The sequence below is a fragment of the Chryseobacterium sp. Leaf201 genome (genome assembly GCF_001421435.1).
GTDB lineage: Bacteria > Bacteroidota > Bacteroidia > Flavobacteriales > Weeksellaceae > Chryseobacterium.
The window spans coordinates 12,676-37,083 of record NZ_LMKA01000054.1 but is presented as its reverse complement, the minus strand read 5'-3'; the positions used below and the strand labels follow the sequence as shown (position 1 = coordinate 37,083).

Sequence of the window (24,408 nt, the reverse complement as noted above, 5' to 3'; positions counted from 1 at the left end):
ATAAATTCTTCTCCATTGTAGAGAAGAAAAAAATCAGATTATTAAAATCAAAATAATTACTTTTGCCTCCATTGATGGAACTGAAAGAAAAACAAAGGAAAATACTGGACATTGCTGTAGAACTTTTCAAAGAGAAAGGGTATATGGGCAGCTCTGTACGAGATCTGGCTACGAGGCTGAACATCAAGGCCGCTTCTTTATATGCGCACATCCGTTCAAAAGAAGAAATTCTGGAATGGATCTGCTTCGGCATTGCCAATGATTTCTTTACCGAACTTCAGAAAGTAAAAAATACCGATATTCCTCCTAAAGAAAAACTGAATCTCTTTATTGATAAACATTTGTCGGTTGTTCTTAAAAACCGTGATGTCACCCATATTTACTCCAATGAATGGAAGCATCTGGAAGAAAGGCTGCCTGAATTTATTGAACTGAGAAAAAATTACCAGCAGGATGTAGAAGAGCTGATCTCTGAAATCTACAAGGCAGAAAACTGGGAACTGAAATCTCCGGCTTTCACCACTAGGTTTATACTCCATACCCTGAACAACTCATATTTCTGGTTTAAAAGAAATATTGAATCCACTACTGAAATCACCGATGAAATAAGGGATAAAGTGCTTTTTGGGCTGCTCGGAAACCAGAAATAACAAACCGTATTTTGTCATTCTGACGAAGGAAGAATCCCAACTCTAATTATTAGAGGTTTTACGCTCCACTGATTACGTTTGTAAACTTTCTGTTTGTGCTTAAACGACAAACTCAACACAAACATTTGTCTACTTTAACTTCGTTCTTAATTCAAACGTGACAAAAATCATAAAAATTTTGCCAGGTCATAAAATCTTTTTAAATTTACACCTAACAAGTGTTAGTTAGTTAATTATGGACTTCCCCGTTGAATATTTAAAATTAGATGAGTTAAGGAACCTCCAGTCGGAAAGATTGGTGGGGCTTGTACACTATCTTCAGGAGAGATCTGATTTTTACAGAGGGAAATTCGATGAATCAGGGATATCACCTGATGATATAAAATCAATAGAAGACATTACAAAACTTCCGGTTACCTATAAGAAGGATTTAAGGGACAATTATCCGTTCGGCTTATTTACGGTTCCGAAAAATGAACTGCAGAGAATTCACTGTTCAAGCGGGACAACCGGAAAGCCAACCGTGGTGGGATATACCAAAGAAGATGTTGACCTGTTCAGTGAAGTGGTGGCAAGATCATTGAATGCAGCCGGAGCAAAACCGGGAATGCAGTTGCATAACGCTTACGGTTACGGAATTTTTACAGGCGGACTCGGACTTCATTACGGTGCGGAAAAATTAGGCATGAGCGTTCTTCCGATTTCGGGCGGAATGACCACAAGACAGGTAGATTTAATCATAGATTTCAAACCTGAAGTACTTTGCTGCTCACCCTCTTATGCTTTAACAATCGCTGATGAATTTGCGAAAAGAGGAATCTCATCAGACGAAATCAGTTTAAAATATGCCGTTTTAGGTTCAGAACCGTGGACGGAGATTATTAGACATCATATTGAAGAAAAATTAGGTGTTCATGCAACCAATATTTATGGGTTAAGTGAAATTATCGGACCCGGAGTTTCGATGGAAGACTTTGAGGAAAAAGGAGGTTCTTACATCTGGGAAGACCATTTTTATCCTGAAATCTTAGACCCAATTACCAAAGAGCCGCTTCCGTTAGGTGAAGAAGGGGTTTTGGTGATTACCACTTTAACAAAAAAGGCCATGCCGCTTCTGCGTTACTGGACCAATGATATCACAAGTCTGTACTACGATGAAAATGCCAAAAGAACGATGGTTAAAATGAAGCCGATTCTTGGCCGGGCTGATGATATGCTGATTGTAAGGGGGGTCAACGTCTATCCGAGCCAGATTGAAGAAGCATTTTCCCATGTAAAAGGCGTAGTGCCGAATTATTATCTGACTCCGGTGGAAAAAGAACAGATGTGTGTGGCATTGGATATTGATGTTGAAATTGATGATGTGCTAGTGACGGAAGAAAATCTGGAATTAAATACAGATGCATACCTTGATTTCGCAGGAAGTTTTGGGAAAAGCATCGAAAACGAAATAAAAAAAAGGGTAGGAATCACCACAAAAGTAAAAATCCATGCTCAGGACAGTCTGCCTAAATGTGAAGGTGGAAAAATTAACAGAATACTAAAATCGAAATGAATTCATTTTATAAATTAAAAACGGTAAAAGTTCAGAAAGATACCAATGATGCCGTTAATGTTGCACTGGAAATTCCTGAAGAGCTGAAAGACAAATTCAGGTTCAGACAAGGCCAGTATCTCAATTTCAAATTAATGGTTAACGGTAACGAAGAACGCCGTTCTTATTCCATCTGCAACGCTCCGAGTGAGCGGGGCAATACCCTGGAAGTATTGGTGAAGCTGTTGGAAGGCGGGAAGGTTTCCGGATATTTCAATGAGCATCTTCACATGGATGAAGTCCTGGAAGTAATGCCTCCGATGGGAAGTTTCAATACTGCTTATCACCCGACCAATACAAAGACGTACGTCGGTTTAGCGGCAGGAAGCGGGATCAGCCCGATTCTTTCCAATATAAAGGAAAGCCTTTATCAGGAGCCCAATTCTAATGCTTATCTGTTCTACAGCAACAGGAGCATGAATCACGTGATGAAAAAAGCTGAGATCGATGCTTTGGTAGAAAAGTTCAGCGGCAGGCTGAAGGTGGTTTATCTCGTAAGCCGTGAAAAGCATGAGGACCCGATTTTTGAAGGAAGGATCTCTCCTGAAAAACTGGACCTTTTATTTGAAAGGTATACCGATATTGATGTCCGGGAAGCCACTTATTTTATCTGCGGGCCTTCGGAAATGATCAAAGGGATTTCAGATTACCTGAAGAAAGAGAAAAAGGTACCGGCGATTCAGGTTTTGTTTGAATATTTTTCGGCTCCTGATGAAGAGGATTCTGCGGAAATGAGCGATGAATTCAAGGCAATTGCCAATATCGAAAGCATGGTAACGGTCATTATCGATGATGATGAATATTCATTCCACCTCAATTCAAAAAAAGAAAGTATCTTAGATAAAGCACTGAAAGACAATCTTCCTGTGCCCTTTGCCTGTAAAGGAGGCGTGTGTTGTACGTGTAAAGCGGAAGTTCTCGAAGGAGAGGTTTTCATGGAGAAAAACTACGCACTTACCGAAGAAGAAGTAGCAAGAGGCTTTGTTCTGACTTGCCAGTGCCACCCGACAACCAATGTGGTGATGCTTAATTATGATGTTTAATTTTTTGTAAAGTGTAAAATGTATAATGTAAAAAGTATATCAGAATACATTGTACAACCGACATTTTACTTTACTACAAAAAACAAAAAATTATGGACTTAGAAAAATTCGTACAGTACGTACACGAAGAAAATAAAGTAGAACCGAAAGATTTAATGCCCGATGATTACAGGAAATTATTGGTTCGTCAGATTTCACAGCACGCCCATTCTGAGATTGTCGGAATGCTGCCGGAAGCCAACTGGATTTCCAGGGCACCTTCATTAAGAAGAAAAATGGCACTTCTGGCTAAAGTTCAGGATGAAGCAGGCCATGGTTTATACCTGTATTCAGCAACGGAAACATTAGGAAACGGAACGATCAGAGCGGACAGAGATGCCACTTATGACGATATGCTTTCAGGAAAAGCGAAATATTCAAGTATTTTCAACTATCCAACGTTGAGCTGGGCAGATATCGGTGCCATCGGCTGGCTGGTTGATGGTGCAGCGATTATGAACCAGGTGATGCTGATGGGGAATTCTTACGGTCCTTATTCCAGAGCGATGGTGAAAATCTGTAAAGAAGAATCTTTCCACCAAAGGCAGGGATATGAAATTCTGATGGCGCTTTGCCGGGGAACCAAACAGCAGAAAGAAATGGCCCAGCGATCTTTAGATCAGTTCTGGTGGCCGGCCCTGATGATGTTCGGCCCGAATGATGACAGTTCGCCAAACTCTAAAATCTCAATGAACTACAGGGTGAAAAGAGAAAGCAACGACAGCCTTCGTCAGAGATTTGTTGATGTTACCGTTGCTCAGGCTGAATTCTTAGGATTAACCATTCCTGATAAAGATTTAAAATGGAATGAAGAAAGACAGCATTACGATTTCGGAGAACTTCCGTGGGGTGAATTCATGGAAATCTTAAAAGGAAACGGGCCCTGCAATAAGAAACGTATTGAAACCAAGAGAAAAGCGCAGAGAGAAAATTCCTGGGTAAAAGAGGCAGCAGCAGCTTTCGCTGAGAAACAACAAAAAGTAATATAATTTGAAAATGTACTAATTTGAAAATTTGAAAATGACCTTGACCGTGTTATTTATTATCAAATTTTCAATTATACAGAATCATCAATTTTCAAATTAACTAATTTTCAAATTTTCAAATTGAATTATGGCAAATTTAGATATGTGGGAAGTGTTTATTCAGACTAAACCGGGATTGTCCCACAAACACGTTGGCATTGTACAGGCGCCAACAGCAGAAATGGCATTGCAGAACGCAAGAGACGTGTATACAAGAAGAAAAGAAGGGACTTCTGTTTGGGTAGTTCCAAGTAAATATATTGTGACTTCGGAAGGAATTGATAAAGAAGCTTTCTTTGATCCGGCTGATGATAAATTGTACCGTCACCCGACGTTCTACGAGATTCCAAACGATGTGAAAAATATGTAATCTTTTGTAAAATGTCAGCTGTAAAAAGTACATTGTACATCCGACATTTTACACTTTACAAAAAATAAAACAATGAACCCATTATATAATTATTTATTAAAACTAGCAGACGACAGTTTCATCATGGGACAGCGTTTGTCTGCGTGGTGCGGTGAAGGCCCTTATTTAGAGGAAGATATTGCATTGACAAACATCGCTTTGGATGAACTCGGACAGGCCAATAACTTTTATGTTTACGCTTCAAGAGTTGCCGATAATGGCAAAAACGAAGATGATCTGGCTTTCTTAAGACATGAGCATGAATATGTAAACGCACACTGGACAGAGCTTCCGAACGAAGATTATGCACAGACCATCCTGAAAGTATATGTTTTCTCAGTCTATCAGAAACTGATGTACGAGGCATTGTCAGATTCTGCGGATGAAGAACTTTCTGCCATTGCTCAGAAATCCTTGAAAGAAGTAAGGTATCATTACACACATGCTGCTTCATGGATGAAAATTTTTGCTCAGGGAACAGAAGAAAGCAGGGGCCGTTTGATAAAAGCCGTTGATAATATCTGGGAATACACCAAAGGTTTATTTGCAAAAGTAGAGGGAGAAGATGATTTAATTGCTTTAAATGTCGCTCCTGATGTTGAGGCTCTGTATGAAAATTTTGTATCCGTTACCACCCGGGATTTTCAGGATTTCGGTTTGGAATATCCTGCAAATCCATTCATGCAGCCAAAATCAAGAACAGGCTATCACACAGAATATTTCGGATTTATGCTTTGTGAACTGCAGTATATGCAGAGAGCCTATCCGGGATGTACGTGGTAAAAAATCAATGAGTTAATTTGAAAATGAGTTAATTTGAAAATGGTGGACAGCTTTTAATTTTCAAATTTTCAAATTTTTTAATTCTCAAATTAATAAATGAAAAATCCTTTAGAAATATTAGAATTAGTTCCCGATCCGGAAATTCCGGTAATCAATATCGTGGAACTGGGCATTGTAAGAAAAGCCAAAGTTACGAGTGAGAATTCTTGTGAAGTAACGATTACGCCGACGTATTCTGCCTGTCCCGCTATGTTTACCATTGAAGAAGACATCATCAAGATCATGAAGGAAAACGGCTGGCATGCTAAAGTAGTCACCAAAATGTTTCCGATCTGGACAACAGACTGGCTGACGGATGAAGCAAGGGAAAAACTCCGCGTCTACGGAATTTCACCTCCCGAAAAAGGAGCCGACGAACATCACATCGGGAAACCGAAAAAGTGTCCGCGGTGCGGCTCTATGAACTCAAAACAGATCAGCAGATTCGGATCTACACTGTGTAAGGCTTCTTACCAGTGTTTAGACTGTCTTGAGCCTTTTGATTATTTTAAATGTCATTAAAAATTTTGAAAATGTGCTAATTTGAAAATGAGTAAATTAGTAGTGAAATCAGAATTTTCAAATTGACTAATTTTCAAATTAAAAAATTAATACTATGTACACACAACTGGATATCGAAACGCATTTTGACGGGAAACTGAAAATTGCTTACCTGAATCAACCGGATACGATGAATGCGCTTACCAAGCCGTCTTTATCAGATCTGAAAGATTTTATTAAAGAATGCAGCAATGACGAAACCGTAAGATGCGTTGCCATTTCAGGAAGGGGAAGGGCATTCTGTTCCGGGCAGAATCTGGATGATGCTTTCGTTCAGGGAAATGAACATCGTGATGACGATATCATCAGAAAGATTGTAGTAGATTATTATAATCCTTTGGTAACCGAAATTACACGTTGCAGAAAACCGGTTGTTGCATTGGTAAACGGTCCGGCAGTAGGAGCCGGTGCGATGCTGGCTTTAATTTCTGATTTCGTTCTCGCAGCTGACAAGGCGTATTTTGCTCAGGCATTCTCCAATATCGGTTTGATTCCTGATACGGGCGGAACATACTTCTTACCGAAATTATTAGGTAGACAATTGGCAAATTATTTAGCATTCACCGGAAAAAAACTATCGGCTGAAGAAGCAAAATCTTACGGTTTGGTAGCTGAAGTTTTCAATGAAGAAGAATTCGCTCCAAAATCAATGGAAATTCTTGAAAAAATGTCAAATATGCCAACTGCCGCAATCAAACTAACCAAAAAAGCATTCGCTCAGTCATACAACAATACATTGAAAGAGCAGTTGGAACTGGAAGGCGACCTTCAGCAGGAAGCAGCAGAAACAGAGGATTTCAAAGAAGGTGTACAAGCCTTTTTGCAAAAAAGAAAACCTGAATATAAAGGGAAATAAAAATTAATATAACAATGTACCAATGTATCAGTTTACCAATTGAGATGCTTCGACAAGCTTAGCATGACAGGGCGTAATTATTACATTGTTACATTGATACACTGTTAGATTATGAATATAGGAGTTATCGGTGCCGGGACAATGGGGATTGGCATCGCACAAGTAGCCGCCACGAACGGATGCAGAGTTTGGGTCTATGACGCCAACGCAAAACAGGTAGAAACGGCAACCGTAGGTTTGGAAAAAACATTGACCAGATTGGTTGATAAACAGAAGATTTCAGCAGAAAAAATGACTGAAATTTTAACGAATATTTCCATCGCTACAGAATTGAAAGACTTCAAAGATTGCGAATTAATCATCGAAGCTATCATCGAAAACAAGGAAATCAAGACCAAAGTTTTTACAGAATTGGAGAAACATGTTTCAGAAAACTGTGTCATTGCTTCCAATACCTCATCCATTTCCATCACCTCTCTCGGCGCGGAATTAGAAAAACCGGAGCGTTTCATCGGAATCCACTTTTTCAATCCGGCACCATTGATGCCTTTGGTTGAAATTATTCCGTCCTTAATTACAGAAAAATCTTTAGCGGAAAAAATGTATACCCTTATGAAAGATTGGGGTAAAACGCCTGTTATTGCTAAAGATATTCCTGGATTTATTGTCAACAGAATTGCCCGTCCGTATTACGGTGAAGGTTTAAGAATTGTTGAAGAAAATATCGCCACTGTAGAACAGGTTGATGATGCGATGAAAACTTTAGGGAATTTTAAAATGGGGCCGTTTGAGCTCATGGATTTAATTGGTGTCGATGTAAATTTCTCCGTAACAACAACCGTTTACAAAGATTATTTCTACGACCCAAAATACAAACCGTCTTTATTGCAGCAAAGAATGTCTGAAGCCAAGCTTCACGGCAGGAAAACAGGAAAAGGTTTTTATGACTATTCAGAAAATGCCCAAAATCCGGTTGCAGAAAAAGACGAAGCTTTGTATCGGCAGATCTATTTAAGAATCATTTCCATGCTGATTAATGAAGCCGTTGAAGCAAAAAGATTAGGCATTGCAAATGATGAAGATCTGGAATTGGCAATGCAAAAAGGAGTAAATTACCCGAAAGGATTATTGGCATGGGGAAAAGAGATCGGTTTTTCAAAAATTTCCGAAACCCTGCAGAATCTTTACGAAGAATATCAGGAGGAAAGATACAGACAAAGCCCGTTACTGAGAAAAATGTAACAATATAGCAATCTAACAATGTAGCAATCGTACTGTCATTCTGAGCAAAGTGAAAAATCTCATTGGTAAACTGTTACATTGTTAAATTATTACATTAAAAAATGGATATAGACGGATTCAGAGCAGAATTGGAAACAAGGCTTCTTATTGAAAAAGAGTACATCATTCAGGAGCTTTCCTTAACAGAAGATGATCAGGAAAGGCTTGAGTTGCTTGGGAAATTTAATGAAAAATATAAACAGCTGATCAGGAGATTAGCCAGTGAAAATGGTATTGATTTAAATACTCCTTATTCAAATGAAAATCTGTCAGATGCAGGAACCCTTTCCTATGAGCAGGTAATTCTCGGCAAGACCATGAACATTTATGATAAACTGTCCGATGAATTATATGAAGAAATCGCCATGTTTCGTAAAGATTAATATTGATAGCAAAACGCGATTATATATGATCTAAAAATAATAAATATCTACATATAAAATACCAACACACATTAAAGAATGAATCCAAGACAGGTTGCAGAATATATGTTTGATCAGGATTATTTTTCCCAATGGATGAATATCAGGATGATCGAAGTTAAAGAAAATTATTGTTTGCTGGAAATGCCCATCAAAAAAGAGATGATCAATGGATTAAAAACAGTCCATGGCGGCGTCACGTTTGCTTTTGCAGATTCTGCGCTGGCATTCTCATCCAACAATACCGGCGAGGCGGCTGTTGCCTTAAACTGTATCATCAATTTTACCAAAGCCGGAAAAGAAGGTGATATTTTCAGGGCAGAAAGTGTATTGGCAAACAACACCCGGAAAACCGCTGTTTACGACATTAAAATTACCAATCAAAACAACGACCTGATTGCAAAATTCGTCGGAACAGTTTATAAAATAGGAAAAAAAGTAACAGAGCTTTAGGCTCAATGTAACAATGTAAAAGTTTAACAATGTAACAATTTTAAAGGCATGATTAATTTTGAGAATAATCCTTTGATAACGAAAACTGTTCAATTTTCTTTAGATATAATTGAATTCTGCGAATTATTAGAAGACAAAAGAAAGTTTGTTATTGCAAAACAGTTGTTACGTTCCGGAACAAGCATTGGAGCAAATGCATTTGAAGCACAAAACCCTCACAGTAAAAATGATTTTATCAACAAGATAAAAATTTCAGCTAAAGAATTGGAAGAAACTAAATATTGGCTTTACCTATGTAAGCATTCCAAAAATTATCCGTTTGATGAAAAACTAGAACATCAGATTGTAGAATTAGGAAAAATTATTTATAAAATATTAAGTACAAGTTTAAAAAATTAGTGTAACAATGTACCAATATACCAGTCTACCAATGATTGTTACATTGTTACACTACTAGATTGTTAAATTGAATTATTATGAACAACGTATACATCATAGATTATATCAGAACTCCCATTTCAAAACTAAGCGGAGGACTGTCAGAAGTGAGAGCCGATGATTTGGCGGCCATTGTGCTGAAAGAAATCGTGGCAAGAAATCCTGAAGTTCCGGTTGAGGAAATTGAAGACGTTATTTTCGGATGCGCCAATCAGGCCGGAGAAGATAATAGAAATGTAGCAAGAATGGGACTTTTACTGGCCGGACTTCCCTACAAAATCGGAGGGGAGACCGTAAACAGATTATGTGCTTCAGGAATGTCGGCGGTGGCCAATGCTTTCCGTTCGATTGCTTCAGGAGAAGGCGAAATTTATATTGCAGGTGGAGTGGAGCACATGACGCGTTCGCCTTATGTAATGTCAAAACCGAGCGCTGCTTTCGGAAGAGACAGCCAGATGTTTGACACCACTTTCGGTTGGAGGTTTGTGAATCCCAAAATGAAAGAAATGTACGGCGTTGACGCCATGGGAGACACGGCTGAGAACTTAGCGGAAATGCACAGCATCAGCCGTGAAGACCAGGATAAATTTGCTCTTTGGTCTCAGCAGAAAGCAGCCCAGGCTCAGGAAAGCGGAAGACTGGCGGAAGAAATTATAAAAGTTGAAATTCCACAGAAAAAAGGAGAACCGAAAGTTTTTGATAAAGATGAATTCATCAAACCGACTTCTTCAATGGAAGGATTAGGGAAACTTCGTCCTTCTTTCAGAAAAGAAGGGGGAACGGTAACGGCCGGAAATGCTTCAGGCATGAATGACGGAGCCGCTGCTTTAATTCTGGCAAGTGAAGAAGCGGTAAAAAAATACGGATTAAAACCAAAAGCAAGGATTTTAGGATCTTCTGTTGCCGGCGTTGAACCGAGAATTATGGGAATCGGACCGGTTGAAGCGACTCAGAAACTTTTGAAAAGACTTAATCTTTCGTTAGACGATATGGATGTTATTGAACTGAACGAAGCTTTTGCCGCGCAGTCTTTGGCTGTAACCAGAAGCTTAGGTCTGCAGGATGACGATTCAAGGGTAAATCCAAACGGAGGAGCCATCGCCATTGGTCACCCTCTTGGAGTTTCCGGGGCGAGAATCATCGGTTCTGCTGCTTTAGAACTTCAGAAACAGGATAAAAAATACGCATTGTGTACCCTTTGTATCGGTGTCGGACAGGGTTATGCAATGGTGATTGAAAAAGTATAATTAATTTGAAAATGAGCTAATTTGAGAATTTGAAAATGTTTTTTAAGACGTTTTAATTTCCAAATTAGCTCATTATCAAATTTTCAAATTAAAATTATGAATATTTACTCATATCATGGCATTCGTCCCATCATCAAACCCTCTGCTTACGTTCATCCGCAAGCAGTGATTATTGGTAACGTAGAAATCGGCGAAGAGGTTTATATCGGTCCGAACGCAGTGATCCGCGGCGATTGGGGCAAAATTATCATCAAAGACGGGGCAAATGTGCAGGAAAACTGTACACTCCACGTTTTCCCGGGCATCGAAACCATTTTAGAAGAATCTGCGCACATCGGTCATGGTGCGATTATTCATTCCGGACATATCGGAAGAAACTGTCTGGTTGGAATGAACGCGGTTGTAATGGATAAAGCTGTAATTGGTGACGAATGTATCATTGGTGCACTGGCTTTTGTTCCTGCAAATTTCAAATGTGATGCAAGAAAACTGATTGTCGGAAGTCCGGCAAAAATCATCCGTGATGTTTCCGATGAAATGATCAAATGGAAAACGGAAGGTACAAAACTCTACCAGGAACTGGCAAGAGAAGGAAAAGAGGCCATTCTGCCTTGCGAACCGTTTACTGAATATGTTCAGCAGATTCCTACAAAAGTGGTTGATTACGGCATTTGGGATGATGTGAAGTGATTTTAGTAAGCAAATTAATTGAATATACCCAAACCTAACGGGTTTCTAAAACCCGTTAGGTTTTATTAAAGCAAAATGATCAATACAGAAAGTTTTGAGTTTGAATCTGTTTATCACATTTTTTCTCATGTAAATGGGAAAGAACTAATTTTCCGTGAACAGACAAATTATCAATTTTTTCTGAAGCAGTTAGATAAATATATTATTCAGATTGCGGATATTTATGCGTATTGCCTGCTGCCGAATCATTTTCATTTATTATTAAGATTTAAAAATATTGAAGATGTAAATGCTGAAGACGAGCATCAGGCTTTAATGAAAAATTTTGGAAATTTCCTAAATTCTTATGCAAAAGCATTTAATAAAAAATACAACCGTAAGGGTGCACTTTTTCTTAATGCAGTAAAGCGGAAGAAAATAACAGATGAGAAATATTTACTGAAAGTTTTGCATTATATCCACAATAATCCGGTTAATCATGGATTTGTAAATAAAGCTGATCATTGGGAGTTTTCTTCATATAATTCATATCTACATCCTGAAAAAGAAAGTAAATTGAACAGAACGGAAATCATGCAATATTTTGATTCGTTAGATGTTTTTAAAAATTATCACCAATCTGATATTGAATATGATTTTTTGAATTTCGAATAATTGTTGATAAATCAAACCTAACGGGTTTTTAAAACCCGTTAGGTTTCAATGAAGTACTTAATAAGATTAGTCTAAGAATTGACGAAGGAAAGAATTTAAACCAATAAATAAAAATGATTAAAAAAATTCTCATTTTCTGCAGTCTCCTGTTTGCATTCCAAACTATGGTTTTTGCCCAGAATGGAAATGTAAAACCTTTGACAATCGGAGAAATAAGAACCTTGAAATCTAAGGTTCTAAACGAAGAAAGAACGTTAAACATCTATCTTCCGCAAAATTTCGATAAAACAAAAGCTCATCCGGTGATCTATCTTCTGGATGGAAGCATGAATGAAGATTTTATTCATGTCGTAGGCCTGTTGCAGTTCTTCAATCAAATGTATGCAATGCCGGAAACAATTGTGGTGGGAATTGCCAACATTGACAGAAAGAAAGACTTCACTTTTCATACGGATTTAAAAGATCTGCAGAAAGATTATCCTACAACAGGGCATTCGGCTAAATTCATTAATTTTTTGGAAAAAGAACTAAAGCCTTACATTGAAAGTCAGTTTAAAACAACCGATACATATCTGTTTGGGCAATCGCTCGGCGGACTTCTGGCGACAGAAATTTTATTGAAAAAACCTGAAATGTTCGATAATTATTTCATCATCAGCCCCAGTTTATGGTGGGATGATGAAAGCCTTTTAAAACAGTCCACGCAGCTGCTTTCTAAATCAGCGGATAAAAAGAAATTTGTTTATGTTTCTGTAGGGAAAGGCGAGCATAAAGTAATGGTAAAAGATGCAGAAGACTTATTTGATATTCTTAAAAAATCAAACAAAAAAAACTGGACAGTAGAATATAAAATGATGGAAACGGATAATCATGCGACTATTCTTCACAGAAGCCTGTATGAAGGTCTGGTGAAATTGTTTCCTTATCAGGAGCCTAAATAAAACAATCATGATTAAACTGGAAAATTTTCTTAAAAAATATGGGTTTATTATATTGGTTTTGGGTTTTAAATTCAATGTTTTAGGCTTTTTTTTCTATGTTGAGTCTTTGGAAACAGCCTATTTATTGGAATTTGCAGGTCAGGATAAAATTGAAAAACTTGAATCAAAACGACAGCTTTATGATGCCATTGTTAACAGTGTCTTGATTCTGGATGCCGCAATTGTCCTGTTTTTAATCTATTATGGAATCAGAAAGGCTTTAAAATAATTATTGGAAATATTTAAATTGAAAAAGTAAAAAACAATATGAACAAACTAAAAAACTATATTCATGGCGAATGGGTAGAAGGCACCGGGAACGGAATTCCTTTGTACAATGCCGTGACTGGAGAGCAGGTTGCTGTTTCGGATACAGAAGGGCTGAATTTTGAGCAGGCTCTGGATTACGGAAGAACAGTCGGTTACAAAAACCTTTCATCTATGACGTTCTACGATCGTGGAGAAATGTTGAAAAAAGTAGCGCTTTACCTGTTAGAAAGAAAGAAAAAATATTACGAATTATCATATAAAACCGGGGCGACTCACGCAGATTCATGGGTAGATATTGAAGGAGGTTTCGGTACGTTCTTCACCTATTCAGGGCTTGCAAAAAGGATGCTTCCAAATACTCCGTTTTGGGTAGATGGCGATACTCAGAAAATTTCTGCCAATGGAACTTTCCTGGGAACTCATATTTTAACGCCGAGTGAAGGTGTTTCTGTGCAGATCAATGCCTATAATTTTCCGGTTTGGGGAATGCTGGAAAAACTATCAACTTCATTATTGGCAGGTGTCCCAAGTATTGTGAAACCTTCGCCTTACGGTTCGTATTTAACGAATGCGGTTTTCCAGGACATGATTGAAAGTGGTGTTCTTCCTGAAGGTGCACTTCAATTGGTTTGTGGTGAACCGGGAAATATTCTGGACTATGTTCAGGATGGCGATTCTGTATTGTTCACAGGTTCTGCAACAACGGGCAAAAAATTAAAATCTTTGCCTTCTGTTTCAGGAAATTCTGTCCGTTTCAATATGGAAGCAGATTCATTAAACTGCTCAATTCTCGGATTGGATGCAAAACCCGGAACTCCGGAATTTGATCTGTTCATCAAAGAAGTCCGTACGGAAATGACCACAAAGGCCGGACAGAAATGTACGGCAATCAGGAGAATTATTGTTCCTGAAAACTTAATTGGTGATGTTCAGAATGCTTTGTCTAAAGCTTTGGATCAGACAAAAATCGGAAATCCGTTAAGCAGGGAGACCAGAATGGGTTCTTTGGTCGGAAAGCAGCAGTATGACCAAGTGTTGAGAAAAGTAAACCTTCTGAAAGCTGAAACAGAACTGATCTACGACGGAAAACACGAATTGGTAGATGCAGATTATGAAAATGGTGCATTTATGTCTCCGAAATTATTCTTAAATGACAGGCCTTTCGAAAAGAATATCTCTCACGATGTCGAAGCGTTCGGTCCGGTTTCTACATTAATGCCTTACAAAGATGCGGAAGAAGCGGCAGCGTTGGCAAAAAGAGGAAAAGGAAGTCTGGTAGGTTCCATTATCTCTTATGATGAAAAATTCGTAGCAGAAACTTCATGGAAAATGGCTTCTCAGCATGGGAGGATTTTCGTACTGAACAGAGACAATGCGAAAGAAAGTACAGGTCACGGTTCGCCGCTTCCGACTTTGATGCACGGCGGTCCCGGTAGAGCGGGAGGCGGTGAGGAAATGGGCGGTTTGAACGGACTTCATTTCTTCCTTCAAAAAACAGCCATTCAAGGGTCGCCGGATATTTTAACGGCGATTACTAAAGTATATCAGCAAGGTGCAGAGAAAAAATATGCAGATAAACATCCTTTCCAAAAATATTTTGAAGATGTTGAAGTTGGAGATTCTTTAGAAACAGCGGGAAGAACCGTTACAGATGCAGATATCGTTAATTTCTCAAATGTTTCGTGGGATCATTTCTACGCACACACCGATGCAACAAGTTTAACGGGAACTATTTTTGATAAAACCGTGGCTCACGGATATTTCATTCTTTCTGCAGCGGCCGGATTATTCGTTTCAGGTAAAAAAGGACCTGTTATCGCCAATTATGGTCTGGAAAACTGTTCGTTCTTCAAGCCTGTATATGCGGGCGATACAATGACGGTTTATTTAACGGCAAAAGAAAAAATCAACCGCGGTGTAAAAGGCAGAAACATTCCTTCCGGAGTAGTTAAATGGCTGGTTGAGGTAGTAAATCAGAGAGATGAGACCGTATGTGTAGCAACTATCTTAACGCTGGTGGCGAAAAAATCTCCTTTTATTGATCTGAACCTGAAAAATATTCAGAAAGCATTAAATGGTTTAACCGAAAACACGCAGCCAAACTGGGGCAGAATGTCACCTCAGCAGATGATTGAGCATCTGGATTTTACCGTTCTGGTAAGTTTAGGCGAACCGGAAGCGGACAAATGTTTTACTCCGGAAGAACAGCTGGAAAAATGGCAGGATTCTCTGTACAATCACAGAAAAATGCCGAAAGATTTCCCGGCACCTTTTCTGGCAGAAGATGAAAAGTTATTGGACTTAAGACATAAAAATCTTGAAGCGGCAAAACAGTCTTTCATGGGTAACCTGAAGAGATTCTCCATTTATTACAAAGAAAATCCACAGGCGGAACACATGAATTTCGTTTTCGGAAAATTAAACAAAGAAATGTGGGAACTGATCCATAAAAAACATTTTACCCATCATTTTGAACAGTTTGGATTGATTTAATTCAAAATAAATAATGATATTTGAGGAAGCTTTTGATAAGGCTTCCTTTTTTAATGAACAAATAATATGGAACTACAATTTTTCAAAGATTTTGACTTTAACGGTTTCTGGAATGAAAGCAGTTATTCGGAAAGAGATTATATCGAAGGATTTCCGGATGATGAAATGATTGCTTCTGTTGAACAGGAGCTGGGCTATAAACTTCCCGCATCCTATATTGAATTAATGAGAATCCAAAACGGAGGGCTGGTTGATAGATCATGTTTCCCGACTACTGAATACAATTCCTGGGCAGACGATCATATAGCAATCACCGGGATTATGGGAATCGGGCGGGAAAAAACCTATTCCGTATGTGGCGAACTCGGGAGCCTATTTATGATTGAGGAGTGGGGATATCCTGCCGATGGAGTCTATATTGCCGACTGTCCGTCTGCCGGTCATGATATGATTCTTCTTGATTATTCAAAATGCGGAAAAGACGGCGAGCCGGAAGTGGTTCATGTCGATCAGGAAGGTGATTACAGGAAGATTTTTCTGGCAAAGGATTTTGAAAGCTTTATTAAAGGCTTGAAAGACGAAGAAGAATTTGATGCAGAATAAATAAACTGTACTTTTAATAATTAATTAACCCAATTTAAAATATTAAAAATGAACGAGAACTGGATGCAGAAGTACGAGGAAGTAAAAGATATATTGGTTTGCCCGACCGATTTGGAAACTTATTTTACGTCCAATGAAATTGCCGGACAACAACTGGAAACCATGGAAATCGGGAATGTTTCCCTTCCTTCCGGAAAGGTGGTGGTGAGAGATCCGCTGGTTGCTCTGAATGCCAATCAATCCCCTTATTTTATCGAAGCTCCGAAAGGGAATTTCCCCGTAACGATTGCTGTTGTGAAATCCGAAGACTGGGGCGACCGATATGCGGTGGTAAAAGTAGAGTTTACCAAAGAAAAGCCTGTTGTTTACCGCGAAGCCCTGGTTGGAATTGAAGATTTGGAAGGTGTAGACGAAGACGATTTTTTTGGTTTCGGAGTGGATGCCGGTTTAGGCTGTATTGCTGATGCGGAAGTGCTTCCGTATGTGGATAAATTTGAAGCTGAACTGGATGTCGACAATATGTATGATGATTATTTTGCCGGACTTTTTGCGCAAAGCTACAAAGATCATCCCAACAACCAGCGGGATGCGGGTGACTGGATCAACTGGACGGTTCCGAACACCGATTATCAGATCCCGATGTTTGCCAGCGGTTTTGGTGACGGCTCTTATCCTGTTTATTTTGGATATGATGCAAATGATGAGGTCTGCGGACTGTACATTCAGTTTATTGATATTGAACTGGCTTTAAGCGAAGATGGCGACGACGAAGATTATGAAGACGATGATGAACCTGAAAATTTTGTTTTTCTTAAAGATTAAAACATGAATAAAACTTTTGCCGATAAAGTTGTTGAGTTTAACCGGAATCTAAAATACGACGGGAAACTGCCGGATGATTTTCAGGTTTTAAATCCTTATCTCGGCAATCCTGAAACCATGGAAGTCATGCAAAAGTTTTATCAGAAATATTATAATGATTTCAACCGGAGAAAATTTATTGTCGGAATTAACCCGAGCCGTCACGGAGCAGGCGTTACCGGAGTTCCCTTCACCGATACCAAACGGCTGGAAAACATCTGTGGAATAAAAATGAAGTCTGCTCATACCCACGAAATTTCGTCTGTTTTCGTTTATGATATGATCGCTGAATATGGAGGAGCCGATGAATTTTATAAAGACATTTACATCAATTCACCTTTTCCTCTGGCCATTGTAAGAAAGTCGAAAGGAAGCTGGATCAACGCTAATTATTACGATGATAAAGAACTTTTCAATGAAGTAAAAGATTTTATGATTGATGCTTTAAAAAAGCATATCAGCTTAGATCTTGATACTTCAGAAGTATTTATCTTAGGAAAAAAGAATGCCGGTTTTATTTCAAAACTCAATCAGGAAGCCCTTCTTTTTGAAAAAATGACGGTTCTGGAACATCCGAGATATATCCAGCAGTACAAATCGAAAGAAAAACAACTCTACATCGATAAATATATCCTGGCATTGAAACAATATTCCGGATAAATCTTTTTTGATTGTATAGAGCTGGTATTTCCGTTGGGCTCAATCATATTGTACAGAGACGGATTACTTTATTACTCATCGGTATTACAGGGATATTTTATTCTGTCTTAAATTTTTACCTTTTACCATATTTATTTATCTTTACTTTTCAGTTTTTCAAAATCAAAACTTAAAACCACAAATGGAACAGAAAATACATCAGGGCAGAAACATCAAAAGGTTCAGGGAAATGTTGGGCATCAAGCAGGATGCGCTGGCTTTTGACCTGGGTGAAGACTGGAACCAGAAGAAAATATCAATACTCGAACAGAAGGAAGTTGTTGAGGATCAGCTGCTTCAGAAAATATCTGAAGTTTTGAAAATCCCTGTAGAGGCGTTTAAAAACTTTGATGAAGAACAGGCTGTTAATATTATTTCCAATACTTTCGCAGAACATGCTTTTAGTAATTCTTTTAATTACGGAACCATTAATTTACATCCTATTGATAAGCTGATTATGCTTCATGACGAAAAAATAGCCCTTTATGAAAGGATGCTGAAAGAAAAAGACGATATGATGTCAAGGCTGGAAGACCTGATTAAATCCAGGTAAAGTATCTTCTAAAATGGACAAGATAGAAAATTCCCCTGAAATTATTTTCAGGGGAATTTGTATCACATTTATGTATTTAGAATCCTTCGCGATCGTTTTATTATATCAAAAAAATTATGGTTATTAGTTGTTACCCTGGCGATAATTGATATATTATTTTTTTATGATCGACTGAGATTCCGAAGGGGATTTTACGATATACACTCCTTTAGGAAGTTCTGAAATATCTGCCTGGTTTACACCTTTCCTGGCCTCAATGGTTTTCACCAACTGTCCGGACTGGCTGTATACATCAAACTTTGTATTTTCCACTGCTTTAATGGTAAGGGGACCGCTTGTAGGGTTAGGATAAATACTCAGTTCTTTTTTAGAAGCTTGTACATCATTGGCAGATAATACGATTCCTGTATCTTTTACCCAGGTAAAGGCGTCTAAGGCAAGGTATTGATAACCTCCACCCGCTGTAATCTGTATTTGGTCCAGGACAATATTACTGTAATTATTTCCATTAAGATTAGTCATGTCAATAAGGGTAAATCCTTTTGTAACTGTGGCTGAAGTGTTAAAACCTGCAGTTTTGGTTTGGGTAAATTTTGTTACTCCATTTAATTTTCCTGTAATAGTCAATGTTCCGGTCACAGTTAAATTAAGATTGGCAGCAGAGGCATATATCCAGAATCTGTTTACTTTAAATAAGTTAGAAGTCGTCCTAATACTGAACGATGTACCCTGAGACTGGTTTAATGTGCCGGAATTGTCAATATATCTGTTGTCTGCAGTTGTACCGCCCCATCCGGAGTTTGGGTAATTTGCCTGGATATCATAGATATTCACATTAGACAGAATATTAAAGATGACTCCATTATCTGTAAAGCTTGCACTTCCATGAGTTTCAGTTTCAAAAGTCTCCGTACTGGTTTGTCCGAATGAAGACAGGGATATAAAGAGGCTGCAGATAGCATAAAGTATAGTATTTTTCATATTGAATTTAAGTTTAGGTTTAAACTGATTTATGGTCGTGAAGGAAAGATTCCCTGTACACAGATAATATAATTTATTCCTAGATAAGGAGGCATATTATCAATAGGTAAATTCGCACCTGTAAAGGTTACTGAAGCCGTATTGATTACAGTATCCGGAACAGCATCTGTAAAGCTTGGAACAGCTGTGAAATCTCTTCCGGCCTGTGTTCCTGTAATGGCAATGGATGAAGCAGAAGATGGCGTGGCTGTATTTGCATTAGTGTTTGAAACTTTCAGCTGGCTTATCACTGAGGGCAGATTACTGCTCAGAATCGTAGTTTGTGTACTTCCTGCCGCCTCGCCCAAATTAATATTTTTTCCGGTTGTAGAATTTCCTGTACCGAACGGAGCACGCCCGTTAAGATTAGGCAAAGCAAAATTTGTAACACCGTCCCCTCCATATGTAGTTCCTAAGATCGCAAAAAGGGCTGTGTACTGATTAATGCTTAATAAGATGCCGTTGCAGAGCATATATCCTTTCGGTGCAAAGTTACCGGCAAATATTTTAATGGTTCCTAATAGTTCATCGTCCATGATTGTTGTATTTGATGATTAGCAATATTTGTTATAATTATGGTCTTGAAGGATAAATGCCTTCTACACAGATGATATAGGTTAATCCAAGGTAAGGAGACATATTGTTGACAGGGATATTCTGGCCTATAAACAATACAGATTGCGGATTAAGAACTGTATCTGGTGCAGCATCTGTAAAACTTGGTACTGCCGTAAAATCTCTTCCTTCCTGTGTTCCTGTAATAGCAATTGAAGCAGATGCTGCAGGTGTTGCTGTATTAGCATTAGAATTCGAAACTTTCAGTTGGCTGCTGAAACTTGGCAGGTTTTGAACCATTATTGTATTTTGTGTAGTTCCTCCCACTTGTCCTAGAACATAAGGATTTCCTGCACCGATAGGAGAGCGCCCGTTCAGGTTCGGTAAGGCAAATGTTGTCTGTCCGTCACCTCCGTACGTAGTTCCTAAAATTGAATAAAGAGCTGAATATTGTGCAATACTTAATAAAGCTCCGTTACATAACATGTAACCTCTTGGTGCGAAATTTCCCGCGAAAGTCTTAATGACTCCCATTAATTCATCGTCCATAATAATATATTTTTCAGTTTTAAATGTTCCTACTCTCTTACCGGCTTTTCGGATACCGCCGTAATATGTATATTGATGTCTTATTGACAAGCCAAAGTAACAACAATCAACCGTCCTGCTATAGCGTAGAAAATACCAAATTACAGATTACGTATTTCTACGGATAGGCTGTAAAGGTATTAATAAATCACATTATTGTGTATATTAATTAACATTAATTTCATGTTATATTTGAATTATTGATAATTATATGTTTTTATTGAATATTGAAATATGAAAAGTAGTGTGTTTTATTGAAAAGTTAATATTTTATAAATTCTTTTGCATGGCGGGTTTGATTACAGTAGACAGCTTTTTTAAACAGCTTTATTTGATAAGAATATTTCATAATTTTTTATGAAGAGAGCGGAATTGGAATACGACAAACAGATGAGGAAAAGCGAATAATGAATGTCTGGATGTTTACAGATAAGATAAATTTTAATTTTTAAAGTTATTCCGTGCATACAACTACTATTTACTATTTTTGCAACAATCAATTATAATAGAATGAACGGATCCGTAACATCAGAACTTAGAAATCATATTGCCGAAATTACCTTCGGAACACCTAAAAGCAATGCGCTTCCCGGAGCCGTTCTTGAAAAGCTGGCACAGACCATCATGGAGGAAGGCACAAAAGAGGAAGTAAAAGCAATCCTTATAAAAAGTGAAGGTGAGAAAGCTTTCTGTGCCGGGGCAAGTTTTGATGAGCTTCTGGAAATTGAAGAGCTGGAAAAATCAAAACAGTTTTTCGGTGGTTTTGCAAAAGTGCTCAATGCCATGAGAAACTGCGGTAAGATTGTGGTGGTAAGGGTTCAGGGCCGGACTACCGGTGGCGGGGTCGGGATTGCCTGCGGGGCAGATTACTGTTTTGCCACCCAAGATGCTGCACTGGCATTAACGGAAATCAATCTGGGGATCGGGCCGTTTGTAATCGGGCCGTATGTAGAACGGAAAATCGGAAAATCCCAGTTTTCGGCTATGGCAATTGATGCAGATTTCAGATCGGCAGCATGGGCAGAGCAACACAATGTATATCATTCAGTTTCGGAGAATATTGCAGAAATGGATGCAAAGCTGGAGAAATTTTTAGAGACTTTGGCTTCAAGGAGCAGTGAGGCTTTGGCTTTAATTAAAAAAGTTTCGTGGGAAGGAACAGAACATTTCAATGAACTGATGCCGGCAAGAATTTACATGAGCGCAAGCCTGATTCTTGAAGACTCTGCCAAGAAAAATATTGCCTCTATTAAAGAAAGACTGAGAGCAAAATAATACTATATTCTTAATGAATAACGAAAAACCGCTGATTAATCCGGCGGTTTTTTAATGGAAGGGATAATCGGTATATCTTCTGTAACTTCCCGTTTCAGCATTGATTTTAATGATGTCTTTATTTCCGGAATCTTCCCTTTCCTCCATAAAAATATAAAATCTTCCGTTTCGCTGGATTTCCATTCCACACAGAATTTCAGACATCCAGTGCTTATTTTTCCTGTTATTCTGAAATATATAGCTTGCCATGTCCTTATTTATTTTCGAGCGCCTGGATACTGCTTCATATTCTTCACTTTGAGGGTTGATGATTTTTACCCTGTTTTCTTTTTCTGTTTCCAGCCATGCCTGCTCTTTTGAAATGACTCCATTGCTTTCGTTTTTATTAATAGTACAGCTTTCGGACAGTAAGCACTCATAACCTCCGGTATAACCCATCATCGAATAATGGAGACCTGCAATGTGATGATATCCTGAAATATAAAATTTCAGATGGTTTCTCGTAGTCACCACAAGAGTATCGCTTTTAAGGAATTTTCTGTATGGAATCTTTACAGACATCAGTGAATTTTCTTTAAGACCGGTTTTGATGGTTGAATCTTTGATCAGCTTTTGATTCCGTAAAATCTGAAATGTAAGTGTACTTATTTCTTTTGTACTGAAGTCTGCAAATCTGATTTCCGGCTGTTCTGTAATGAACGGAACAGAATCGCATTTTTCCGAATAGGCAATAGAATCTTCTTCCGCTTTCTTTTTTCTCAATGAGCTTGAAACATTCCATGCAATAATGACTGCTGCTATAATCCCGAAAATGAAGCCGAATAATATCAGTAGAATCTTTAGAAATCTTTTCATATCTTCTGAATAACAGATTTTTTTTAAAGTTAAATAATTAAACAGTCAGAATTAGAAGCCGGATAAAAATTGTAAAAAATATTTTGAGATCTAAAATTTAATTATAACTTTGCAATTCAAAGTTCTTTATATGGATTCAAAAAACTATCACGAAGACTTATCACATATCCGTTCTATGATGGAACGCTCCTCCAGATTTATTTCTCTGAGTGGCTTATCCGGAGTGGTAGCAGGTTTGGCAGCTATTATTGGTGCCAGTTATGTATATTTTGTTTTTAAAAGAGAGGGAATTGATTATTTTAATGGAGAAAGAAATATTTTCGGGCCCGCTCTGACAAAGGAACTTGTACTGGTAGGAACTTTGATTCTGTTGGTGGCCTTGCTCAGCGGATATATTTTTACCGCTGATAAAAGCAGAAAGAAAGGACTGAAAATCTGGGATGCTACAACACGGCGCCTGTTGATTACCTTTGCCGTGCCGTTGGTCTCAGGTGGTATATTCTGTCTGGCTCTTCTTTATCATCACCTTTTTGTTTTTGTGGCTCCGGCAACGCTGATCTTTTACGGCTTGGCTTTGGTAAGTGCGGAAAGATATACGCTGACCGATATAAAATACCTGGGTTACTGCCAGATCGTATTGGGATTTATCTCCTTATTCATTCTGGGATGGGGACTGCTGTTCTGGACAATCGGTTTCGGCATCCTGCATATTGTGTATGGCATGATTATGCACAGGAAATATAAATAACAACATAAGAATAAGATGCACCTAAAATTATTTTCAGATGTGCTGTAAATTGTAATCCGATTATGATCAATATAAATCAACTCAATAAAGAATTCGAAAGCCGTGTAAGACTGGGCATTATGTCTGTTCTTATGGTTAACGACTGGGTTGATTTCCCTGAAATGAAAAGCCTGTTGGAAATTACCGACGGAAACCTCGCCAGCCACAGCACTGCATTGGAAAAATCCGCTTATATTGAAGTGAAAAAGGAGTTTGTCGGGAAAAAACCCCGGACTTCTTACCGCGTGACACAAAAAGGACGGGAAGCTTTTACCGAACACCTGGATATGCTGGAGAAATTATTAGGAAGATAAAAGAACTAAATTTTTTTATCATTTAACTTTGAAAAGCAAAGTACTTTTAAATATAAAACTTAGAATTATGACAACAGAAAAAGAAAAATCAACCATTATTTTCGCGGTGCCGTTTGTATTATTAGTCGCAGCAGTTTTCGGAAACCTTTTTGTAGAAGGGTGGAACTGGTCGCCCTTCGATTTTATCATTGCGGCAGCATTGCTTTTCGGAACTGCTTCTTTTATCAACCTGGTCATCAGATCAAAGAAATCCCTTCGGTATAAATTAATGGTTTCCGCAGCCATAATTCTGGTGCTGGCTATGGTATGGGTTGAACTTGCAGTGGGAATTTTCGGAAGCCCGGTTGCGGGAAGCTGAAATTAGACTGCAT

The 24,408-nt window shown here is 38.3% G+C and carries 30 protein-coding genes; 26 read left to right on the top strand and 4 right to left on the bottom strand.

What is annotated here, in order from left to right:
* The first annotated feature begins 74 nt into the window (after positions 1-74).
* The 22 genes from ASE55_RS05170 to ASE55_RS05065 all read left to right on the top strand — a co-directional run bounded on the left by ASE55_RS05170 (position 75) and on the right by ASE55_RS05065 (position 18,643).
* Entirely contained in the window at positions 75-650 is a 576-nt protein-coding gene (locus ASE55_RS05170; RefSeq protein ID WP_056216311.1) for a TetR/AcrR family transcriptional regulator, read from the top strand.
* A gap of 235 nt (positions 651-885) precedes the next feature.
* On the top strand, positions 886-2,205 hold the full coding sequence (locus tag ASE55_RS05165; RefSeq protein ID WP_056216310.1) for a phenylacetate--CoA ligase family protein: 1,320 nt from the start codon (positions 886-888) through the stop codon (positions 2,203-2,205).
* Positions 2,202-3,287, top strand: coding sequence for a 2Fe-2S iron-sulfur cluster-binding protein (locus ASE55_RS05160; protein ID WP_056216308.1), 1,086 nt, complete (start codon positions 2,202-2,204; stop codon positions 3,285-3,287). Before ASE55_RS05165 ends, ASE55_RS05160 begins: the two co-directional genes overlap by 4 nt.
* Before the next feature lie 92 nt (positions 3,288-3,379).
* Positions 3,380-4,315, top strand: a complete 936-nt coding sequence (paaA, locus tag ASE55_RS05155) for a 1,2-phenylacetyl-CoA epoxidase subunit PaaA (RefSeq protein ID WP_056216306.1) — start codon at positions 3,380-3,382, stop codon at positions 4,313-4,315.
* 124 nt (positions 4,316-4,439) lie between these two features.
* Positions 4,440-4,721 (top strand): 1,2-phenylacetyl-CoA epoxidase subunit PaaB, encoded by a 282-nt coding sequence (gene paaB / locus ASE55_RS05150; RefSeq protein ID WP_034695796.1) that lies wholly within the window; start codon positions 4,440-4,442, stop codon positions 4,719-4,721.
* A 72-nt stretch (positions 4,722-4,793) separates the two neighbouring features.
* Positions 4,794-5,543, top strand: a complete 750-nt coding sequence (paaC, locus tag ASE55_RS05145; RefSeq protein WP_056216304.1) for a 1,2-phenylacetyl-CoA epoxidase subunit PaaC — start codon at positions 4,794-4,796, stop codon at positions 5,541-5,543.
* Positions 5,544-5,639: 96 nt separating this feature from the next.
* Positions 5,640-6,104: a 1,2-phenylacetyl-CoA epoxidase subunit PaaD gene (paaD, locus tag ASE55_RS05140; RefSeq protein WP_056216302.1), complete on the top strand. Its 465-nt coding sequence runs from the start codon at positions 5,640-5,642 to the stop codon at positions 6,102-6,104.
* A gap of 94 nt (positions 6,105-6,198) precedes the next feature.
* Positions 6,199-6,999, top strand: a complete 801-nt coding sequence (locus ASE55_RS05135) for an enoyl-CoA hydratase/isomerase family protein (protein WP_056216301.1) — start codon at positions 6,199-6,201, stop codon at positions 6,997-6,999.
* 111 nt (positions 7,000-7,110) lie between these two features.
* The gene (locus ASE55_RS05130; protein ID WP_056216299.1) at positions 7,111-8,241 is read left to right on the top strand and encodes a 3-hydroxyacyl-CoA dehydrogenase NAD-binding domain-containing protein; all 1,131 of its coding nucleotides are present in this window, start codon (positions 7,111-7,113) and stop codon (positions 8,239-8,241) included.
* A 101-nt stretch (positions 8,242-8,342) separates the two neighbouring features.
* Positions 8,343-8,663, top strand: a complete 321-nt coding sequence (locus ASE55_RS05125; protein ID WP_056216297.1) for a hypothetical protein — start codon at positions 8,343-8,345, stop codon at positions 8,661-8,663.
* A 78-nt stretch (positions 8,664-8,741) separates the two neighbouring features.
* The gene (locus ASE55_RS05120; RefSeq protein ID WP_056216295.1) at positions 8,742-9,155 is read left to right on the top strand and encodes a PaaI family thioesterase; all 414 of its coding nucleotides are present in this window, start codon (positions 8,742-8,744) and stop codon (positions 9,153-9,155) included.
* 48 nt (positions 9,156-9,203) lie between these two features.
* Positions 9,204-9,554: a four helix bundle protein gene (locus ASE55_RS05115; protein WP_056216293.1), complete on the top strand. Its 351-nt coding sequence runs from the start codon at positions 9,204-9,206 to the stop codon at positions 9,552-9,554.
* Between the two features lie 77 nt (positions 9,555-9,631).
* Positions 9,632-10,840, top strand: coding sequence for a 3-oxoadipyl-CoA thiolase (gene pcaF / locus ASE55_RS05110; protein ID WP_056216291.1), 1,209 nt, complete (start codon positions 9,632-9,634; stop codon positions 10,838-10,840).
* 96 nt (positions 10,841-10,936) lie between these two features.
* Positions 10,937-11,530: a transferase hexapeptide repeat family protein gene (locus ASE55_RS05105; protein ID WP_056216289.1), complete on the top strand. Its 594-nt coding sequence runs from the start codon at positions 10,937-10,939 to the stop codon at positions 11,528-11,530.
* Between the two features lie 75 nt (positions 11,531-11,605).
* Positions 11,606-12,184, top strand: coding sequence for a transposase (locus ASE55_RS05100; RefSeq protein WP_056216286.1), 579 nt, complete (start codon positions 11,606-11,608; stop codon positions 12,182-12,184).
* A gap of 113 nt (positions 12,185-12,297) precedes the next feature.
* On the top strand, positions 12,298-13,125 hold the full coding sequence (locus ASE55_RS05095; protein ID WP_056216284.1) for an alpha/beta hydrolase: 828 nt from the start codon (positions 12,298-12,300) through the stop codon (positions 13,123-13,125).
* Positions 13,126-13,132: 7 nt separating this feature from the next.
* Positions 13,133-13,393 (top strand): hypothetical protein, encoded by a 261-nt coding sequence (locus ASE55_RS05090; protein ID WP_056216282.1) that lies wholly within the window; start codon positions 13,133-13,135, stop codon positions 13,391-13,393.
* Positions 13,394-13,431: 38 nt separating this feature from the next.
* A complete protein-coding gene (gene paaZ, locus ASE55_RS05085; protein WP_056216280.1) occupies positions 13,432-15,927 on the top strand; it encodes a phenylacetic acid degradation bifunctional protein PaaZ in 2,496 nt (831 codons plus the stop codon).
* 66 nt (positions 15,928-15,993) lie between these two features.
* Positions 15,994-16,530, top strand: coding sequence for an SMI1/KNR4 family protein (locus ASE55_RS05080; protein ID WP_056216278.1), 537 nt, complete (start codon positions 15,994-15,996; stop codon positions 16,528-16,530).
* 48 nt (positions 16,531-16,578) lie between these two features.
* Positions 16,579-17,352 carry a DUF4241 domain-containing protein gene (locus tag ASE55_RS05075; protein ID WP_185116277.1) on the top strand — a complete coding sequence of 258 codons (774 nt, stop codon included), beginning with the start codon at positions 16,579-16,581 and terminating at the stop codon, positions 17,350-17,352.
* A gap of 3 nt (positions 17,353-17,355) precedes the next feature.
* Positions 17,356-18,051 carry an SMUG2 DNA glycosylase family protein gene (locus ASE55_RS05070; protein ID WP_056216274.1) on the top strand — a complete coding sequence of 232 codons (696 nt, stop codon included), beginning with the start codon at positions 17,356-17,358 and terminating at the stop codon, positions 18,049-18,051.
* 181 nt (positions 18,052-18,232) lie between these two features.
* Positions 18,233-18,643: a helix-turn-helix domain-containing protein gene (locus tag ASE55_RS05065; RefSeq protein WP_056216272.1), complete on the top strand. Its 411-nt coding sequence runs from the start codon at positions 18,233-18,235 to the stop codon at positions 18,641-18,643.
* Positions 18,644-18,796: 153 nt separating this feature from the next.
* Here ASE55_RS05065 and ASE55_RS05060 read toward each other — a convergent pair whose 3' ends face one another.
* Genes ASE55_RS05060 through ASE55_RS05050 form a run of 3 tightly spaced genes read right to left on the bottom strand, consistent with a single transcriptional unit; the run spans position 18,797 to position 20,767 of the window.
* Positions 18,797-19,624, bottom strand: coding sequence for a T9SS type A sorting domain-containing protein (locus ASE55_RS05060; protein WP_056216270.1), 828 nt, complete (start codon positions 19,622-19,624; stop codon positions 18,797-18,799).
* 29 nt (positions 19,625-19,653) lie between these two features.
* On the bottom strand, positions 19,654-20,199 hold the full coding sequence (locus ASE55_RS05055) for a phage tail protein (RefSeq protein ID WP_056216268.1): 546 nt from the start codon (positions 20,197-20,199) through the stop codon (positions 19,654-19,656).
* A gap of 37 nt (positions 20,200-20,236) precedes the next feature.
* Entirely contained in the window at positions 20,237-20,767 is a 531-nt protein-coding gene (locus ASE55_RS05050; protein ID WP_056216266.1) for a phage tail protein, read from the bottom strand.
* 549 nt (positions 20,768-21,316) lie between these two features.
* Here ASE55_RS05050 and ASE55_RS05045 point away from each other — a divergent pair.
* On the top strand, positions 21,317-22,081 hold the full coding sequence (locus tag ASE55_RS05045; protein WP_056216264.1) for an enoyl-CoA hydratase/isomerase family protein: 765 nt from the start codon (positions 21,317-21,319) through the stop codon (positions 22,079-22,081).
* A gap of 51 nt (positions 22,082-22,132) precedes the next feature.
* Here ASE55_RS05045 and ASE55_RS05040 read toward each other — a convergent pair whose 3' ends face one another.
* Positions 22,133-22,936 carry a hypothetical protein gene (locus ASE55_RS05040; RefSeq protein WP_056216262.1) on the bottom strand — a complete coding sequence of 268 codons (804 nt, stop codon included), beginning with the start codon at positions 22,934-22,936 and terminating at the stop codon, positions 22,133-22,135.
* A 130-nt stretch (positions 22,937-23,066) separates the two neighbouring features.
* On the opposite strand from ASE55_RS05040, the gene ASE55_RS05035 reads away from it, so the two are divergent.
* From ASE55_RS05035 to ASE55_RS05025, 3 genes are all read left to right on the top strand, one after another.
* Positions 23,067-23,684, top strand: a complete 618-nt coding sequence (locus ASE55_RS05035; RefSeq protein WP_056216260.1) for a hypothetical protein — start codon at positions 23,067-23,069, stop codon at positions 23,682-23,684.
* Between the two features lie 62 nt (positions 23,685-23,746).
* Positions 23,747-24,037 (top strand): winged helix-turn-helix domain-containing protein, encoded by a 291-nt coding sequence (locus ASE55_RS05030; RefSeq protein ID WP_056216258.1) that lies wholly within the window; start codon positions 23,747-23,749, stop codon positions 24,035-24,037.
* A 67-nt stretch (positions 24,038-24,104) separates the two neighbouring features.
* On the top strand, positions 24,105-24,395 hold the full coding sequence (locus ASE55_RS05025) for a hypothetical protein (protein WP_056216257.1): 291 nt from the start codon (positions 24,105-24,107) through the stop codon (positions 24,393-24,395).
* The last annotated feature ends 13 nt before the right edge of the window (positions 24,396-24,408 follow it).

Excerpts from the sequence above, each read along its gene's own strand:
- paaD (WP_056216302.1), top strand. The coding sequence starts at position 5,640 with ATGAAAAATCCTTTAGAAATATTAGAATTAGTTCCCGATCCGGAAATT.
- ASE55_RS05160 (WP_056216308.1), top strand. The coding sequence starts at position 2,202 with ATGAATTCATTTTATAAATTAAAAACGGTAAAAGTTCAGAAAGATACC.
- ASE55_RS05025 (WP_056216257.1), top strand. The coding sequence starts at position 24,105 with ATGACAACAGAAAAAGAAAAATCAACCATTATTTTCGCGGTGCCGTTT.
- ASE55_RS05045 (WP_056216264.1), top strand. The coding sequence starts at position 21,317 with ATGAACGGATCCGTAACATCAGAACTTAGAAATCATATTGCCGAAATT.
- ASE55_RS05065 (WP_056216272.1), top strand. The coding sequence starts at position 18,233 with ATGGAACAGAAAATACATCAGGGCAGAAACATCAAAAGGTTCAGGGAA.
- ASE55_RS05120 (WP_056216295.1), top strand. The coding sequence starts at position 8,742 with ATGAATCCAAGACAGGTTGCAGAATATATGTTTGATCAGGATTATTTT.
- ASE55_RS05170 (WP_056216311.1), top strand. The coding sequence starts at position 75 with ATGGAACTGAAAGAAAAACAAAGGAAAATACTGGACATTGCTGTAGAA.
- ASE55_RS05090 (WP_056216282.1), top strand. The coding sequence starts at position 13,133 with ATGATTAAACTGGAAAATTTTCTTAAAAAATATGGGTTTATTATATTG.
- paaB (WP_034695796.1), top strand. The coding sequence starts at position 4,440 with ATGGCAAATTTAGATATGTGGGAAGTGTTTATTCAGACTAAACCGGGA.
- ASE55_RS05030 (WP_056216258.1), top strand. The coding sequence starts at position 23,747 with ATGATCAATATAAATCAACTCAATAAAGAATTCGAAAGCCGTGTAAGA.
- ASE55_RS05135 (WP_056216301.1), top strand. The coding sequence starts at position 6,199 with ATGTACACACAACTGGATATCGAAACGCATTTTGACGGGAAACTGAAA.
- paaZ (WP_056216280.1), top strand. The coding sequence starts at position 13,432 with ATGAACAAACTAAAAAACTATATTCATGGCGAATGGGTAGAAGGCACC.
- ASE55_RS05100 (WP_056216286.1), top strand. The coding sequence starts at position 11,606 with ATGATCAATACAGAAAGTTTTGAGTTTGAATCTGTTTATCACATTTTT.
- ASE55_RS05115 (WP_056216293.1), top strand. The coding sequence starts at position 9,204 with ATGATTAATTTTGAGAATAATCCTTTGATAACGAAAACTGTTCAATTT.
- ASE55_RS05125 (WP_056216297.1), top strand. The coding sequence starts at position 8,343 with ATGGATATAGACGGATTCAGAGCAGAATTGGAAACAAGGCTTCTTATT.
- paaC (WP_056216304.1), top strand. The coding sequence starts at position 4,794 with ATGAACCCATTATATAATTATTTATTAAAACTAGCAGACGACAGTTTC.
- ASE55_RS05070 (WP_056216274.1), top strand. The coding sequence starts at position 17,356 with ATGAATAAAACTTTTGCCGATAAAGTTGTTGAGTTTAACCGGAATCTA.
- ASE55_RS05055 (WP_056216268.1), bottom strand. The coding sequence starts at position 20,199 with ATGGACGATGAACTATTAGGAACCATTAAAATATTTGCCGGTAACTTT.
- paaA (WP_056216306.1), top strand. The coding sequence starts at position 3,380 with ATGGACTTAGAAAAATTCGTACAGTACGTACACGAAGAAAATAAAGTA.
- ASE55_RS05035 (WP_056216260.1), top strand. The coding sequence starts at position 23,067 with ATGGATTCAAAAAACTATCACGAAGACTTATCACATATCCGTTCTATG.
- ASE55_RS05165 (WP_056216310.1), top strand. The coding sequence starts at position 886 with ATGGACTTCCCCGTTGAATATTTAAAATTAGATGAGTTAAGGAACCTC.
- pcaF (WP_056216291.1), top strand. The coding sequence starts at position 9,632 with ATGAACAACGTATACATCATAGATTATATCAGAACTCCCATTTCAAAA.
- ASE55_RS05105 (WP_056216289.1), top strand. The coding sequence starts at position 10,937 with ATGAATATTTACTCATATCATGGCATTCGTCCCATCATCAAACCCTCT.
- ASE55_RS05050 (WP_056216266.1), bottom strand. The coding sequence starts at position 20,767 with ATGGACGATGAATTAATGGGAGTCATTAAGACTTTCGCGGGAAATTTC.
- ASE55_RS05095 (WP_056216284.1), top strand. The coding sequence starts at position 12,298 with ATGATTAAAAAAATTCTCATTTTCTGCAGTCTCCTGTTTGCATTCCAA.
- ASE55_RS05130 (WP_056216299.1), top strand. The coding sequence starts at position 7,111 with ATGAATATAGGAGTTATCGGTGCCGGGACAATGGGGATTGGCATCGCA.
- ASE55_RS05080 (WP_056216278.1), top strand. The coding sequence starts at position 15,994 with ATGGAACTACAATTTTTCAAAGATTTTGACTTTAACGGTTTCTGGAAT.
- ASE55_RS05060 (WP_056216270.1), bottom strand. The coding sequence starts at position 19,624 with ATGAAAAATACTATACTTTATGCTATCTGCAGCCTCTTTATATCCCTG.
- ASE55_RS05075 (WP_185116277.1), top strand. The coding sequence starts at position 16,579 with ATGAACGAGAACTGGATGCAGAAGTACGAGGAAGTAAAAGATATATTG.
- ASE55_RS05040 (WP_056216262.1), bottom strand. The coding sequence starts at position 22,936 with ATGAAAAGATTTCTAAAGATTCTACTGATATTATTCGGCTTCATTTTC.